General features: G+C 60.5%; 11 protein-coding genes. 8 read left to right on the plus strand and 3 right to left on the minus strand.

All coding sequences use genetic code 11. From position 1 onward, the window contains the following. The first annotated feature begins 162 nt into the window (after nucleotides 1–162). The 3 genes from AC1RKH_RS15035 to AC1RKH_RS15045 all read left to right on the plus strand — a co-directional run bounded on the left by AC1RKH_RS15035 (nucleotide 163) and on the right by AC1RKH_RS15045 (nucleotide 6,370). Entirely contained in the window at nucleotides 163–2,052 is a 1,890-nt protein-coding gene (locus AC1RKH_RS15035) for a DUF1302 domain-containing protein (RefSeq protein WP_493062876.1), read from the plus strand. 28 nt (nucleotides 2,053–2,080) lie between these two features. Then, a complete protein-coding gene (locus tag AC1RKH_RS15040) occupies nucleotides 2,081–3,445 on the plus strand; it encodes a DUF1329 domain-containing protein (protein WP_493062877.1) in 1,365 nt (454 codons plus the stop codon). A gap of 186 nt (nucleotides 3,446–3,631) precedes the next feature. Further along, on the plus strand, nucleotides 3,632–6,370 hold the full coding sequence (locus AC1RKH_RS15045; protein WP_493062878.1) for a winged helix-turn-helix domain-containing protein: 2,739 nt from the start codon (nucleotides 3,632–3,634) through the stop codon (nucleotides 6,368–6,370). 64 nt (nucleotides 6,371–6,434) lie between these two features. Here the strand turns inward: AC1RKH_RS15045 and AC1RKH_RS15050 are convergent, their stop codons facing one another. Further along, nucleotides 6,435–7,349, minus strand: coding sequence for a LysR substrate-binding domain-containing protein (locus tag AC1RKH_RS15050; protein ID WP_493062879.1), 915 nt, complete (start codon nucleotides 7,347–7,349; stop codon nucleotides 6,435–6,437). A 245-nt stretch (nucleotides 7,350–7,594) separates the two neighbouring features. Here AC1RKH_RS15050 and AC1RKH_RS15055 point away from each other — a divergent pair, with 245 nt between their 5' ends. From AC1RKH_RS15055 to AC1RKH_RS15075, 5 genes are all read left to right on the plus strand, one after another. After that, complete coding sequence (locus tag AC1RKH_RS15055; protein ID WP_493062880.1) at nucleotides 7,595–9,085, plus strand: aldehyde dehydrogenase; 1,491 nt, start codon at nucleotides 7,595–7,597, stop codon at nucleotides 9,083–9,085. Nucleotides 9,086–9,107: 22 nt separating this feature from the next. Next, complete coding sequence (locus tag AC1RKH_RS15060; RefSeq protein ID WP_493062881.1) at nucleotides 9,108–10,478, plus strand: aspartate aminotransferase family protein; 1,371 nt, start codon at nucleotides 9,108–9,110, stop codon at nucleotides 10,476–10,478. 400 nt (nucleotides 10,479–10,878) lie between these two features. Further along, a complete protein-coding gene (locus AC1RKH_RS15065) occupies nucleotides 10,879–11,865 on the plus strand; it encodes an ABC transporter substrate-binding protein (RefSeq protein ID WP_123424995.1) in 987 nt (328 codons plus the stop codon). Between the two features lie 9 nt (nucleotides 11,866–11,874). Then, nucleotides 11,875–12,678 (plus strand): ABC transporter permease, encoded by an 804-nt coding sequence (locus AC1RKH_RS15070; RefSeq protein WP_054595672.1) that lies wholly within the window; start codon nucleotides 11,875–11,877, stop codon nucleotides 12,676–12,678. Next, on the plus strand, nucleotides 12,666–13,502 hold the full coding sequence (locus AC1RKH_RS15075) for an ABC transporter ATP-binding protein (RefSeq protein ID WP_493062882.1): 837 nt from the start codon (nucleotides 12,666–12,668) through the stop codon (nucleotides 13,500–13,502). The genes AC1RKH_RS15070 and AC1RKH_RS15075 overlap by 13 nt, the downstream gene beginning before the upstream one ends. Before the next feature lie 7 nt (nucleotides 13,503–13,509). On the opposite strand, the gene AC1RKH_RS15080 is transcribed toward AC1RKH_RS15075, so the two are convergent. Then, the gene (locus tag AC1RKH_RS15080) at nucleotides 13,510–14,829 is read right to left on the minus strand and encodes a sensor histidine kinase (RefSeq protein WP_493062883.1); all 1,320 of its coding nucleotides are present in this window, start codon (nucleotides 14,827–14,829) and stop codon (nucleotides 13,510–13,512) included. Further along, nucleotides 14,814–15,497: a response regulator transcription factor gene (locus AC1RKH_RS15085; RefSeq protein WP_493062884.1), complete on the minus strand. Its 684-nt coding sequence runs from the start codon at nucleotides 15,495–15,497 to the stop codon at nucleotides 14,814–14,816. The genes AC1RKH_RS15080 and AC1RKH_RS15085 overlap by 16 nt, the downstream gene beginning before the upstream one ends.

Below are 15,497 nucleotides of genomic sequence, written 5' to 3' on the forward strand. Positions count from 1 at the left end.
TGCTGGCTATAGTCCGCCCAAGGATTTTTAAGAACGGGGCAAACGCACAGGAAAGCGGCGATGCAACTTTGAATGACTTCGCGAGCGCATGGCTCTCCGTCCTTCAGAGCGTTTTTAAAAGTGCTGACTGCCATAACAATAAAAGCACATGGAGTAGCGTCGATGACATCAGTAAACCAGTTCTGGCGCCGGGCGAAACTGCCTCTGGCGGTCAGTCTCGCCTCTACGCTCGCCGGGCCCGCATTCGGCGTCAGTTTCAACGTCGGTGAAATCGAAGGTCAGTTCGACTCGTCCCTGTCCCTGGGCATGAGCGTGTCCACCCAACAGCCGAACAAGAACCTGATCGGTGTCAACAACGGTGGGAAGGGCCTGTCCCAGACCTCCGATGACGGTCACTTGAACTTCAAGAGCGGGCAAGCCTTTTCGAAAATCTTCAAGGGCATCCATGACCTTGAATTGAAATACGGCGATACCGGCGTCTTCGTGCGCGGTAAATACTGGTACGACTTCGCGCTGCAAAACCAGGACCTGGAATTCAAGAACGTCAGCAACGACGGACGCAAGGAAGGCGCCAGGTCGTCGGGTGGGGAAATCCTCGACGCCTTCGTCTACCACAACTACTCCATTGCCGATGAGCCGGGTTCCGTGCGCTTGGGCAAACAGGTGGTCAACTGGGGTGAAAGCACCTTCATCGGCGGCGGCATCAACTCGATCAACCCGATCGACGTGTCCGCATTCCGTCGTCCCGGTGCCGAGATCAAGGAAGGCCTGATCCCGGTCAACATGTTCTATATCTCGCAAAGCCTGACCGAGAGCCTGTCGGCTCAAGCGTTCTACCAGATCGGCTGGGACCAGACCGTTGTCGACAACTGCGGCACGTTCTTCTCTCAGCCAGACATTATTGCCAACGGTTGCACCGATAACCTGCGCGTACTGAACAAGCGCTCGACCATTCCGGCCGTCGCATTGGGGCCATTGGCCGCGAATGGTGTCGACGTCAACGAAGAGGGTGTACTGGTTCGTCGTGGTCGGGACCGCGACGCGAGCAACGGCGGCCAGTGGGGCGCGGCCTTCAAGTACATGTTCGATCCGCTGGACACCGAGTTCGGCGCCTACTTCATGAACTATCACAGCCGTGCGCCGATTTTCAGCGCCACTGGTGCTCCGCAGTCGGTCTATAACGGCGTCAAGGCACTGCCGGGGCCATTCCAGGCGCTGGGTCCGCTGCTGGTCGCGGGTAACTCGCAGTACTTCGTCGAGTACCCGGAAGACATCCGCCTCTATGGCCTGAGCTTCTCGACCACCCTGCCTACCGGTACGGCGTGGAGCGGTGAGATCAGCTACCGGCCGAATGCGCCGGTGCAGTTGAACTCCACCGATATCCTGTTCGCCGGTGTTCGGCCGCTGGGTGGCGCGCTGACCAACGCTTCGTTGCTCCAGGGTGTTCCAGGGGAAGACCTGCACGGCTATCGCCGCAAGGAAATCACCCAGATCCAGACCACCTTCACGCACTTCTTCGACCAGGTCATGGGCGCCCAGCGTCTGACCGTGGTGGGTGAAGTCGGACTGACTCACGTCGGTGGCCTGGAAAGTACGTCCGATGTCCGTTATGGCCGCGATCCGGTCTTCGGCCCAGGCGAACTGCCCGCCACGGGTGGTCTGGACACCTGCTCGCAGATCCTTAACACCTCCACCATCAACGGTGCCGGGGCGGGTGCGTCGGCCAACAACCGTAGCAGCAACTGCAACAACGATGGTTTCACCACCGCCAACTCCTGGGGCTACCGCGCCCGCGCCATTTGGGAGTACCCGGACGTATTCGCCGGTGTGAACCTCAAGCCGAACGTGGCCTGGTCGCATGACGTCAGCGGTTACTCGCCTGGCCCTGGCGGCAACTTCGAGGAAGGTCGCAAAGCGGTCAGCCTGGGTCTCGATGCCGAGTACCAGAACACCTACACCGCGAGCCTTGCGTACACCAACTTCTTTGGCGGCAAGTACAGCACCGTGGATGATCGCGACTTCGTTGCGCTCAGCGTCGGCGTGAACTTCTAAGCACTGCATATTCAGGACGAACAACAATATGAAAGTTACCAAAAGTCTTTTGCAAGCGGGTGTCCTTGGGCTTTCGCTGCTGGCGACCGCGGTCATGGCAGCGGTTCCGGCAGCTGAAGCGGACAAGTTGGGCAAGAGCCTGACGCCGATGGGCGCGGAAATGGCAGGCAATGCCGATGGCTCGATCCCGGCCTGGAAACCCTTGGAGAAAAACGCCGGCACCGTCGACGGCAAAGGTTTCCTGTCCAACCCGTATGCCAGTGAGCAACCGCTGTTCACCATCACTGCGCAAAACGTCGACAAGTACAAAGACAAACTGGCGCCGGGCCAATACGCGATGTTCAAGCGTTACCCGGACACCTTCAAAATGCCGGTTTACCCGTCTCATCGTGGCGCGACCGTGCCGGATGATGTGTTCGCCGCCATCAAGAAGAACGCCACCAACACCAACCTGGTGTCCGGCGGTAATGGCCTGGAAAACTTCGAAACGGCCGTGCCGTTCCCGATTCCGAAAAGCGGTGTCGAAGTCATCTGGAACCACATCACCCGTTATCGTGGCGGTAGCGTGACCCGTCTGGTGACCCAGGCCACGCCGCAGCCGAACGGCTCGTACAGCCTGGTGTATTTCCAGGACCAGTTCGTGTTCCGCGACAAGATGAAGGATTACGACCCGAAAAACCCGGGCAACATCCTGTTCTACTTCAAGCAGAAAGTGACCGCACCGGCGCGTCTGGCCGGTGGTGTGCTGCTGGTGCACGAAACCCTCGACCAAGTGAAGGAGCCGCGTTCGGCGTGGGTCTACAACGCCGGTCAGCGTCGTGTGCGTCGTGCCCCGCAAGTGTCGTATGACGGTCCGGGTACGGCTGCCGATGGCCTGCGTACTTCCGATAACCTGGACATGTACAACGGTGCACCGGATCGTTACGACTGGAAGCTCGAAGGCAAGAAAGAGATGTACATCGCCTCCGACAGTTACAAACTCGACTCGCCAACGCTCAAGTACGACGACATCATCAAGGCCGGTCATATCAACCAGGACCTGGCGCGTTACGAACTGCGTCGCGTCTGGCATGTGGTTGCCACCCTGAAGGAAGGTCAGCGGCACATTTATGCCAAGCGTGACTTCTACATTGACGAAGACACCTGGCAAGCCGCGGTCATCGATCACTACGACGGTCGTGGTCAACTCTGGCGTGTGGCTGAGGCGCATGCCGAGAACTACTACGACAAACAAGTGCCGTGGTATGCCCTGGAAACCCTCTACGACCTGCAGTCCGGCCGCTATCTGGCGCTGGGGATGAAGAACGAAGAGAAGCGCGCGTATGACTTCGGCTTCACCGCGAGCACCAGTGATTTCACCCCGGCTGCACTGGCTCAGGACGGCGTTCGCTAACGTGTCGTAACACAGAGGCCGCATCCTCGAAAAACGCCCCGACTGGTTCGGGGCTTTTTTTTTGCCGCAAAAAAGATCGTAGTCTTTTTGTAGCCATTTGTAGCAGGAACCTTCAATCCGATCCGGTTTACCGCTAGTCTGCGGACATCTGCAATGCCGACAACAGCACTTCAACAAGAGTTGGCTATGACTGACCTGTTCCGAATCCAAAGGCCATCCAGCGCGGCAATGCCTGTGCTGGAGGGGCGTTTTTACCGGCCACCCTTGCCCGACGGCTATGTGCTGCGGCCTCGTCTGTGCGAGCGGCTGAGCGCCGGATTGCAGGGGCGATTGCTGTTGGTCAGCGCGCCGGCGGGGTTCGGTAAAAGCTCATTGGCGGTGGAGTTCTGTCAGAGCCTGCCAGCGCATTGGCAAAGCCTCTGGTTGGGGTTGAGTCCGCGCGACAATGATCCCGGGCGCTTCCTCGAACGGCTGCTTGAAGGCCTGCAAAACTATTTTCCACAGCTGGGCAGACAGGCCCTTGGCCTGCTGAAAATGCGTCAGCGCCATCAACCGTTCGCCTTCGAAGAATGGCTGGACGGCCTGCTCGACGAGCTGGCGACTCACCTGTCACCGAGCACGCCGCTGTTGCTGGTTCTGGATGACTACCATCTGGCCCAGGGCCCGGTGCTCGATCGCTGCCTGCAATTTTTCCTCAATCATTTACCCGATGGCCTGCTGGTACTGGTGACCAGTCGCCAGCGCCCCGACTGGCATCTGGCGCGCTTGCGTCTGTCGCGGCAATTGCTTGAGCTGCACGAACAGGACCTGCGCCTGACCCATGACGAATCCCAGGCCCTGCTGGATCGACACAGCAGTTCATTGCGTGGCGAGGCGCTGGAGAGTCTGATCCAGCGCAGCGAAGGTTGGGTCGCGGGGCTGCGTTTCTGGTTGCTGGCCGCCTCCGAAGCACGCAATGGCGGCGCGTTGCCGCAGCCGCTGCACGGTGGCGAAGGCTTGATACGCGACTACCTGCTTGAAGAAGTCATCGATTGCCTGCCCGCCGAGGTGCAGTCATTTTTGTACGACACCGCGCCACAAGAGCGCTTTTGCAGCGAACTCTGCGACGCCGTGCGGGAAGCCCATGACAGCGCCGAGATCCTGCGTTTTCTACTGTCGCATCAGGTGTTCCTGGTGCCGCTCGACGAGCACGGCCATTGGTATCGTTATCACCATCTGTTTTCCGACCTGTTGCGCAGCCGGCCGATCGCCAATGCCATGGTGCCCACCGCCAGCCTGCACCTGCGCGCCTGTCGCTGGTTCAACGCCCAGGGTTTGCTCGATGAAGCGGTGGAGCAGGCATTACGCGCCGGACACCTGGATGTAGCGGCGAATCTGGTACAGAACCTTTCCGAAGAACAACTGCTGGCCGAACAGAACGTCGGCATGTTGCTGCGCTGGAAAATGGACTTGCCCGACAGCCTGCTGATCAGCACCCCAAGGTTGATCGTGTTGTACAGCTGGGCGCTGGGATTGGCCTGTCAGCTCGACGCTGCCGAAGAGTTGGCGAGCCACCTGAGTCGCTTCCTGCCGGCACCTTCGGCCACCGCGCAAAAATCCATGTTGGCGCAATGGCTGGCGCTGAGCGGGATCATCGCCCGTGGTCGCGGCCAGCGTGAGCTGACGTTGGTGTACTGCACCGAAGCGCTGGAGAGCCTGCCGCACAAACGCTATGGCCAACGCTTGATGTGCCTGTCGACCTTGTCCAACCTGGCGATCGCCGACGCGGACCTGTGGCGCGCCCGGGGTTTGAACCGTGAGTCGCTGGAACTGGCGCAACGGGTTGGCAACCCGCTGTTCGAAGCGCTGGCCCATTACGACCGCGCGCGAGTGCTGCAAGCGCGGGGGGAAATTCTCCGTTCGCTGGACGAAGTGCATCAGGGCCAGCAACGTTTGCAGGGTTTATCGCCGCAGCGGCTGTACGCCGTTCGCGCACGCCTGACCTTGTATGAAGGTTTTCTGCTGACCCTGCGCATGCAACCCGAAACCGGGCTGGCGCGTTTACGGACGGGGCTGAACGAAGCGCGAGCCTGTCGCGATATCAGCGTGCTGATCGGTCACTGTGTGATCGCCAAGCTTGAGGGCGCCAAAGGCGAGTTCGCCAAGGCCTTCGCCGAACTGGCCGAGGCCGAACGGCTGATGCACATCTGGGACGTGCCGCCGATCTACTACCTGGCGATGATCACCCTGGTCAAATGCGAACTTTGGCTGGCTCAGGGCCGTACCGATCTGGCCGAAGCCTGGCTGGCGCGACTGGGCCAGACCTACAACGGCGAACAGGCAGCGGCGCCACCGGAGTTTCATCCGCAAATGCCGCTGCACATCGAATTGCAGCAAGCGCTGCTGGAGTCCATTCAAGGGCAGCCGATGCTGGCCGAAGGGCGCCTCAATGCGCTACTTGAGCACGGGCAGAAGACCGGACGGCAGATGCTCTGTGTGATGGCGTTGAGTCAGAAGGTTGCGCTGCTGCTGAATCATGGCCGTGAACCCGAGGCACGTCAGGCCCTGGGGCAGGCCTTTGAGGCTGCGGCGGGTGGCGTCCTGCAACCTTTCGAGTGGTTACTGCGTGAGCGCCCGGACTGGCTGCGTGAGCAACTGCTGAACTGTCCGCCCGGTGCACTGCGAGAGAGCCTGGTCGAACGCTTGCCCCAAGCGGTTGTGCGCGAGATGGTTGAGTCGCAGCACCCCAGTGAAGCCCTCAGCGCCCGCGAACAGGCAGTACTGCAATTGATCGCCCAAGGCTGCTCGAACCAGGAAATCAGCGATCAGCTGTTTATCTCGCTGCACACCGTCAAAACCCACGCCAGCCACATCAACAGCAAACTCGGCGTCGAACGCCGCACTCAGGCGGTGGCCCGGGCCAAGGAATTAGGGTTGTTGGTGTAATACCCAAACGCCGATCGTTCCCACGCTCTGCGTGGGAATGCCTCAATGGACGCTCTGCGTCCGCTCAAGGATGGCTCTTCGCGGTGAGCTGCTCGCGACAATAATCCGCAAACAACTGCGCCGGTTTGGTCAGTTGCCCGCGTTTGAGCCAGGCCGCCACCAACCCCGAACCGGTCACCTCTTCGACAATGTCCACGCACACCACTTTCTGCCCGTCGTAGGTGCATTCAGAATGTGGCCGGGTGACCAGAATCGAAAAGCCGAAACCCTGGCCAACCATCCCGCGCACCATCTCGATCGACGGCGAGCTGAAGGCAATTCTTGGCGTCAATCCGAGCTCTTCAAACAAGCTGACGAAGTAGGTTCGGCTCGGCTGCACGTCGAGCAGAATCATCGGTTCCAGGCACAGGTCACGCAGGGACACCTGCGCTTGCCGGGCAAAACGATGATCGGCTGGCAGCAGCGCATAAGGCCGTTGCGCCGGCATCAGTGGTTCGGTTTCGATGGTGGCGTCCAGGTCGTGCTCGTAAAGGATCGCCAGATCGAAAGCGCCCGAGGTCAAATTCTGCACCAACTCTTGCTGCTCGCCGTCGCGGATGCGGATTTCCACCCCCGGATACAGCGCCGAGAACCCGGCAATCAATTGCGGCAGGTACAACGGCGCAACCGTTTCAAAGCAGCCGATATCGATCTGCCCGGACACCACGTCGTTGTCGGCCAGGGCGTTCTGTTCGAACTCCTTGGCCATGCGCAGCAGCTCCTGAGCCTTGCGGTAGAAGCGTGCGCCGCTGGGTGTCAGGGAAACGCCCTGGGCGTGGTGACGAATCAGCAGTTGCACGCCAAAGCTGTTTTCCAGGCCCTTGATCGCCGTGGAAATCGACGGCTGGGCGATGTACAGCTTGCGCGACGCCTCGGCGACGCTGCCGCATTCGACGGTGGTGATGAAGTACTTCAATTGACGCAGATTGTAGGCAGCCACAGCAAACCTCGGGGTGGATGGATTCGACGTCAGCCTCGACCGTTGAACCCAAGCAATGTGCGCACCGCCCTTATCCACTTGGGCGACGGTCTTGTTGTGCTTGAACAATAACCACATGGCGCGCACGCAGGGAGTTTGGCTACCCAGTTTTTTCATCGCCTGCGACCACATATTTACTATTTTTCCCCGGCAGCAGCCTGAGCCACCATCGATTGCACAATAAAAAGTCCAAGGAGCATCCGAACGTGTTCGAGCTTGAATATTGGCAAGGCCAGGCCGCCGCGCTGCAGTTTCGTACCCAGGCGTTGATTGATGGCAAACAACGGCCGGCGCAATCCGGGCAAACCTTTACCGCGATCAACCCGGCCACTGGCGCCGTGTTGGCCGAGGTGGCCGCGTGCGGCAGTGAAGACGTCGATGCAGCGGTGATCAGCGCACGGCGGGCGTTTGAGTCGGGTGTCTGGTCGGCGCGCTCGCCCGGTGAGCGCAAACAGGTGCTGCTGCGTTTGGCCGAACTGATCATGGCCAACCGCGAAGAACTGGCGCTGCTCGATTCGCTGAACATGGGCAAACCGGTGATGGACGCCTACACCATCGACGTGCCGGGCGCCGCCGGGGTATTTCGCTGGTACGCCGAGAGCCTCGACAAACTCTACGACCAGATCGCCCCAAGTGCGCAGAACGTGCTGGCGACCATCACCCGCGAAGCGCTCGGCGTGGTAGCAGCGGTGGTGCCGTGGAATTTTCCGTTGGACATGGCTGCGTGGAAACTCGCGCCGGCACTGGCGTCCGGCAATTCGGTGATCCTCAAACCGGCCGAGCAATCGCCGTTCTCCGCCTTGCGTCTGGGCGAGCTGGCGCTGGAAGCGGGTGTGCCGGCAGGCGTACTGAACGTGCTGCCGGGGCTCGGTGAACAGGCGGGCAAGGCCTTGGGTTTGCACCCTGACATTGATTGCCTGGTGTTCACCGGCTCCACCGAAGTCGGCAAATACTTCATGCAGTACTCGGCGCAGTCGAACCTCAAACAGGTGTGGCTGGAGTGCGGCGGCAAGAGCGCCAATCTGGTGTTCGCCGACTGTCAGGACCTCGACCTGGCGGCGCAGAAAGCTGCGTTCGGGATCTTCTTCAATCAGGGCGAAGTCTGTTCCGCCAACTCGCGGTTGCTGGTGGAGCGTTCGATTCATGACGAGTTCGTCGAGCGCCTCAAGGTTCAGGTCGAACGCTGGCAGCCGGGTGATCCGCTGGACCCGTCGAGCACTGCCGGGGCGATTGTCGACAGCCGGCAAACGGCGCGAATCATGAAGTTCATCCAGCAGGCTGAACGTCAGGGCGCGAAGCGGGTGTGCGGTGGTCAGCAGTCGACCTTCAACGGCTCGGACAACTTCATTCAGCCGACGATTTTTACCGGCGTGACGGCGGACATGCCGCTGTTTCGCGACGAAGTGTTTGGCCCGGTATTGGCAGTCACTGCATTCGATGACGAGGCCCACGCCTTGCAACTGGCCAACGACAGCGTTTACGGTCTGGCGGCGTCACTGTGGACCGACGACCTCAATCGCGCCCACCGCGTGGCGCGGCAATTACGTGCCGGTACAGTGTCGGTCAACAGCGTCGATGCGCTCGACGTGACGGTGCCTTTTGGCGGTGGCAAACAATCCGGTTTTGGCCGTGACCTGTCGCTGCACTCATTCGATAAATACACCCAGTTGAAGACCACCTGGTTTCAACTGCGCTGACAATAAAAACGGAGAACTGGCGATGACCACCCCACGTGAAACCCGCGACTACCAGGCCGCCGATGCTGCGCACCACATCCACGCGTTCGTCGATCAGAAAGCCCTCAACGACGAAGGGCCACGGGTGATGGTCCGTGGCGATCGCCTGCATCTGTGGGACAACGACGGTCGGCGTTATCTGGATGGCATGTCCGGGCTGTGGTGCACCAACCTCGGTTACGGGCGCAAGGACCTGGCGGCTGCGGCGAGCCAGCAACTGGAGCAGTTGCCGTACTACAACATGTTTTTCCACACCACCCACCCGCAGGTGATCGAGCTCTCCGAGCTGCTGTTCAGCCTGCTGCCGGGGCACTACAGCCACGCGATCTACACCAACTCCGGCTCCGAAGCCAACGAGGTGTTGATCCGCACGGTACGGCGTTACTGGCAGGTGCTGGGCAAGCCCGAGAAGAAAGTCATGATCGGCCGCTGGAACGGTTACCACGGCTCGACCCTGGCCGCCACGGCGCTGGGCGGAATGAAATTCATGCACGAAATGGGCGGGATGATTCCGGACATCGCGCACATCGACGAACCGTACTTCTTCGCCCACGAAGGCAACCTCACGCCAGCCGAATTTGGTCTGCGGGCGGCGCAGCAACTGGAAGAGAAGATTCTTGAACTGGGTGCCGACAAGGTCGCCGGATTCATCGCTGAACCGTTCCAGGGCGCTGGCGGGATGATCTTTCCACCAGAGAGTTACTGGCCGGAAATTCAGCGGATCTGCCGCAAGTACGACGTGCTGCTGTGCGCCGATGAAGTGATCGGCGGCTTCGGTCGTACCGGCGAATGGTTCGCCCATGAGCACTTCGGTTTCGAGCCCGACACCTTATCCATCGCCAAGGGACTGACCTCGGGTTACATCCCCATGGGCGGGTTGATTCTGTCGAAAAAAATAGCTGAGGTGTTGGTGGAGCAGGGCGGGGTGTTTGCCCACGGCCTGACCTATTCCGGGCACCCGGTCGCGGCAGCGGTGGCGATTGCCAACCTCAAGGCCTTGCGCGATGAAGGCGTGGTCACGCGGGTCAAGGATGACATCGGCCCGTACCTGCAAAAGTGCCTGCGCGAAGTGTTCGGCAATCACCCGTTGGTCGGTGATATCCAGGGCGTGGGCATGGTCGCGGCCTTGCAGTTGGCCGAGGACAAAACCAGCCGTAAGCGCTTCGCCAACGAGAACGACATCGCCTGGCGCTGCCGCACGATTGGTTTCGAAGAGGGGGTGATCATTCGCTCGACACTGGGCCGGATGATCATGGCCCCGGCGTTGATTGCCACGCGTGAAGAAGTCGATGAACTGGTCGGCAAATCTCTGCGGGCGGTGGATCGTACGGCGCAGGAATACGGCCGCCTCTGATATCGCAGGAAGGTCCTGCGGACCTTATCGCGAGCAGGCTCGCTCCCACATTGGATGGGTGTCGGTCTCGGTAATGTGACCAACGCAGATCCCTGTGGGAGCGAGCTTGCTCGCGATTGCTTTTGCCCATTCAACCCATTCCCCACGTCTTGCACCCACCCCGGGGCATCCCCGCCCACGGCGCCCTTTTGCAGTGCGCGCTACCGAGGTTTTTCTTCATTCGCGGCGACATATTTCCTCGTTTTCCTATGGTCTCCCTTGGGCCAACATCAACCTCGCCAGTCAGCCGAACGCTGACCACCTTAAGGTCCATTCAGAGACCGCACCGAGTCACTGTTCGAGGCCGCTGGCCGTACTGCCCCGCAAGACAAAACTAAATCAACAGCTGTGGGAGTGCTCCATGATCAAGTCCTTGCTAACCCGTTTCGCTCAACCCCTCGCCATCACCGCCATCGCTGCCGGGGTCGCCACCAGCGCCCAGGCCGGCACCCTGTCCATCGGCCACACCACGTGGGTCGGCTACGGCACGTTGTACCTTGCCCAGGACATGGGCTACTTCAAGGAAAACGGCCTGACCGTCGAACTGCCGGTGGTGGAAGAAGCCTCAATGTACATGGCCGCCCAAGCCTCGGGTCAGTTATCCGGCTCGGCTTCGACCATCGATGAAGTGCTCAAATATCGTCCGCAGTTCTGCTTCAAGGCAGTCGCGGCTCTGGATGACAGCCATGGTGGCGACGGTGTGTTGGTGGGCAAGGACGTCATGAGTCTGCAAGAGCTCAAAGGCAAAGCCGTGGCGGTGAACGAAGGTTCGACCTCGCAGTTCTGGCTCTCGTACCTGCTGAAAAAGAACGGCATGAAAATGAGCGACATCACCGTGCAGAACATGACCGCCGACGATGCCGCCACCGCGTTCATTGCCGGTCGTGTGCCGGCCGCCGTGACCTGGGAACCCCATCTGTCGATGGTCCGCGACAAGAAGCAAGGCAAAGTGCTGATCGACAGCAGCACCACCCCCGGCGTGATCGTCGACGTGGTTGCGCTCAACTGCAACGTCATCGAGAAACAGCCGGAAGACGTCAAAGCCCTGGTCGCCGGGTTGTACAAAGCGGTGAAGTACACCCAGGACCATCCGGACGAGGCTTACGCGATCATGGCCAAAGGCGTCGGCGGTTACCTCGCCGATCCGAAGGAACTGGCCGCTGCCGCCAAAGGCGTGCGCTTCTACGATCAGGCCATGAGCGAAAAACTCCTCGGCTCGCCGGGCAACCCGGGTGACAGCGCGGCGCTGATCAAAATCGCCAATGAAACCGCCAGCGAACTGCAAGGCAAGCCCTACAACGTCAGCCACGACGAACTGGTCGACAACCGCTTCGTCAGCCCGCTGTAGGAGGTGGCCATGTTCAAGCGAAATTCATGGTTGAGCCGCTGCATCACGCCCAAGACCGGCTTGCCGGTCAAGGTGATCTGGAGCGCCAGCGGCCTCGCGTGGGTGTTGTTGGTCGGCCTCTGGGCCGGGTTGTCTTACGGCGGCGTGGTGCCGGGCATGTTCCTGCCGACACCCGGCGCGGTGCTCGATGCCGCCGTGCGCCTGGCGCGCGACGGCACACTCGGGGTCCACGTTTGGGCGAGCCTGGAAGTGGTGATGGTCGGCTTCATCGTCTCGTCGCTGGTGGCGGTGCCGTTGGGGCTGCTGATGGGCAGCTTCCGCATCGTCCAGGCGTTCCTCGAACCGATGGTCAACTTCATCCGTTACCTACCGGTGACCTCGTTTGTGCCGCTGTTCATCCTGTGGATCGGCATCGGTCTGGAGCAGCGGGTCTCGGTGATCATCTTCGGCGTGTTCTTCCAGCAACTGGTGATGATCGCCGATGTCTCCAAAGGCATCTCCAAGGACCTGATCAACGCCTCCTACACCCTCGGTTCCAACCGTCGCGACGCGGTGCTGCATGTGATCGCCCCGGCCTCGTTGCCGGGTGTGCTCGACACCTTGCGCGTCACCATGGGCTGGGCCTGGACGTACCTGGTAGTCGCCGAACTGGTGGCCGCTTCCAGTGGCCTTGGCTACCTGAGCCTCAAAGCCATGCGCGGCTTTCAGGTGGATGTGATCTTTCTGGCAATCGCGATCATCGGCCTGCTGGGTCTGATCACCGATCAATTGTTCCGCTTCCTTCGACTGAGGATCGCCGCATGGGCTCAGTAACCGCCGCCAATCATCGCTTCACCACACCTACTGCAGCGTCGGTGCAGGCCGCGCCACGGTTGCAAGTGGACAAGGTCAGCCTGCGTTACCAAAAGCCCGATGGCGGGATTTTCACCGCGCTGGAAAAGGTCTCGTTCGAAGTGCCGGACCAGCAATTCGCCGTATTGGTCGGGCCCTCGGGCTGCGGCAAATCCAGCCTGCTGTACCTGACGGCAGGTCTGGCCGAACCCACCGAAGGCGAGATCTACGTCGGTGGTCAGCAAGTGGAAGGCCCCGGTGCGGATCGCGGCATGGTGTTCCAGAGCTACACGCTGTTCCCCTGGCTGACCGTGCGGCAAAACGTCGAGTTCGGCCTCAAACGTCGCGGCATGCCTGCGGCCCAGCGCAAGGAAATCGTCGACTACTACGTCAACGAAGTCGGTCTGACCGGCTTCGCCGACAACTACGCCAAGCAACTCTCCGGCGGCATGATGCAGCGCGTGGCCATCGCCCGCGCCCTGGCCAACGACCCGCAAATCCTGCTGATGGACGAACCTTTCGGCGCCCTCGACAGCCAGACCCGCCTGCAAATGCAGCAACTGCTGCTGCGGGTCTGGGGCAACAGCAAGAAGACCGTGCTGTTCGTCACCCACGACATCGACGAAGCGATTCTGCTCGGCGATCGGGTCTATGTCATGGGCGCGAAACCTGGGCGGATCAAACAGATTCTCGACGTCCCGATAGAACGCCCACGCACCCTGGACATGGTCATGGAGCGCTCGTTCATCGAGATGAAGCGGGAGATCTTCGGCTTGCTGCACGATGAGTTGGAGGAGGCGCACTGACGGAGGTTCAGGCGTCCGTTGCCTCCGGGAGTTGTTGCGGTGCCTGAGCCGAAAAGTTCAGGGTGACCGTGAAGCGATTCTTTTCCGGCTCGACCTCGATGTGCCAGCCCAGTTTTGCGCAGAGCTGGCGCATCAGTTCGAGCCCGAGGCCGTAGCCGAAATCGGCAGATTCCTGATGCTGTTGGGTGTCGCGTATCCGGTTGACGATGCGCAGTTGCAGCTGTTCGAAGGTGATCTCGACGCTGCCATCGTCAGCGTATTGCAAGGCATTGCGCAGAAAGTTACCCACAACGATGCGGCACGCGGTGAGGGGCAGCCGGCAAGGCTCGTCGCTGATGTGCAGGATCAATTCGATATCGCGTTTGCCGATCAGGTAGCGGTGCTCTTCTATCAGTTCATTGAGCAACTGGCGCATGTCGAGTGCTTCTTCCGGCAGCGCTTCCGGGCTCTCGCGGCTCATCCACAACAAGGTCTCGGCAATCCGTTGCATGTTCAGCACCGAGCGCTCGATCCGCTGCAAGGGCGGCGGCAGTTCGCCGCCGGACTGCACGGCGAGCAATTCGACATTGGCCTTGAGCACTGCCAGTGGCGTACGCAGTTCATGGCTGGTGTAGCGCAGCAGACGCTCCTCACGCAGGCTCGCGGCTTTAACCTGTTGCACGCTGTGGGCCAGCGAATCGGCTAGCACATTGAACTCGCGAAAGATGAAATGCGGTCGGCCATTCGGCGCCGCATCGACGCTTTCCAGGGTGGTCGACCATTGCGTCAGCCGACCGAGCGGCCGGACCACCCACCACACCAGCAGGGCGATGATGATCAGCGCGGGAACGAACACCGCCAGACCGATCATGCTGATCATCGCCAACTCGTGCTCCAGATAAGCATCGGACAACGGCGTTTCAACCATGCCACCTTCTTCATGGTCGTGATCGGTGTCGTACATATACAGCGTTTTACCGTCGCTCAACGGATGGATCAGAATGGCCGTGCCGTCATCATCGTCATCGGAATCCATGTCGCCGAAGAACTGCACGGCGCCGAACACCATGCTCGGTTTGGTGTCGAGCAGGTCACGGACCTCTTTCGGCAGGGCCTCCTTACCGACAGCACTTTTCAGGAAGTAATTATCGGGCGGCGGAGTCGTCGGGTCCTGCTGGTAATGCCGGGCGAAGTATTGCGCTTCCTCTTCCATCATCGCGCTGGCGGTAAACAGTAACCCGCGCATGGTGTACACCGGCAGTAGCTGGTTATAGATGATCAGCACCACGGCAATGATCAACAGCAGGCTACCGCTGATCACCCACTTCAGGCTCAGGCCTTTGCGCATGTCGCCCCCAACTGAACGCCGATACCGGGCAAGGTGTGGATCAGTGCCACGTCGAAGTCTTTATCGACCGCCTTGCGCAGACGGTGCATGTGCACCTTGAGCGTGTTGCTGTCAGGCAGTTCGTCGCCCCAGATCGCCGCTTCCAGACGCTCGCGATTGACGGCTGCGGGGCTGGCGCGCATCAGGCATTCGAGCAATGTCCAGCCGGTCGGTGACAGGTGCAGTTCCTGTCCGTTGCGACTGACCTTGCGGGTTGAAAGATCCATGATCAGGTCAGCGACTTGCAACCGACTGGCCTGACCACTGCGGCGCAGACTCAGGGCACGAATCCGTGCAACCAGTTCCGGCAGTTCGAACGGCTTGACCAGATAATCGTCGGCCCCGACCGAGAAACTGGCCAGTTTGTCGGCCAAGGCATCCAGCGAGGTGAGCATCAGGATCGGCGTCTGATTGCCGTGCTCGCGCAGCTTTTTGCACACCTGCTGACCGTCCAGGCGCGGCAGCATGATGTCCAGCAAGATCACGTCATAGTGCTGAGCGAGCGCCAGGTTCAAACCCATCTGCCCATCACTGGCGTGGTCGCAGACGATCCCGGTGATCTCCAGGTACTCGATGACAGTGTTCGCCAGGTCGAGGTTGTCTTCGACCAACAGCAGATGAATATGCAC

The organism is Pseudomonas sp. GW822-FHT06B12 (assembly GCF_058799675.1).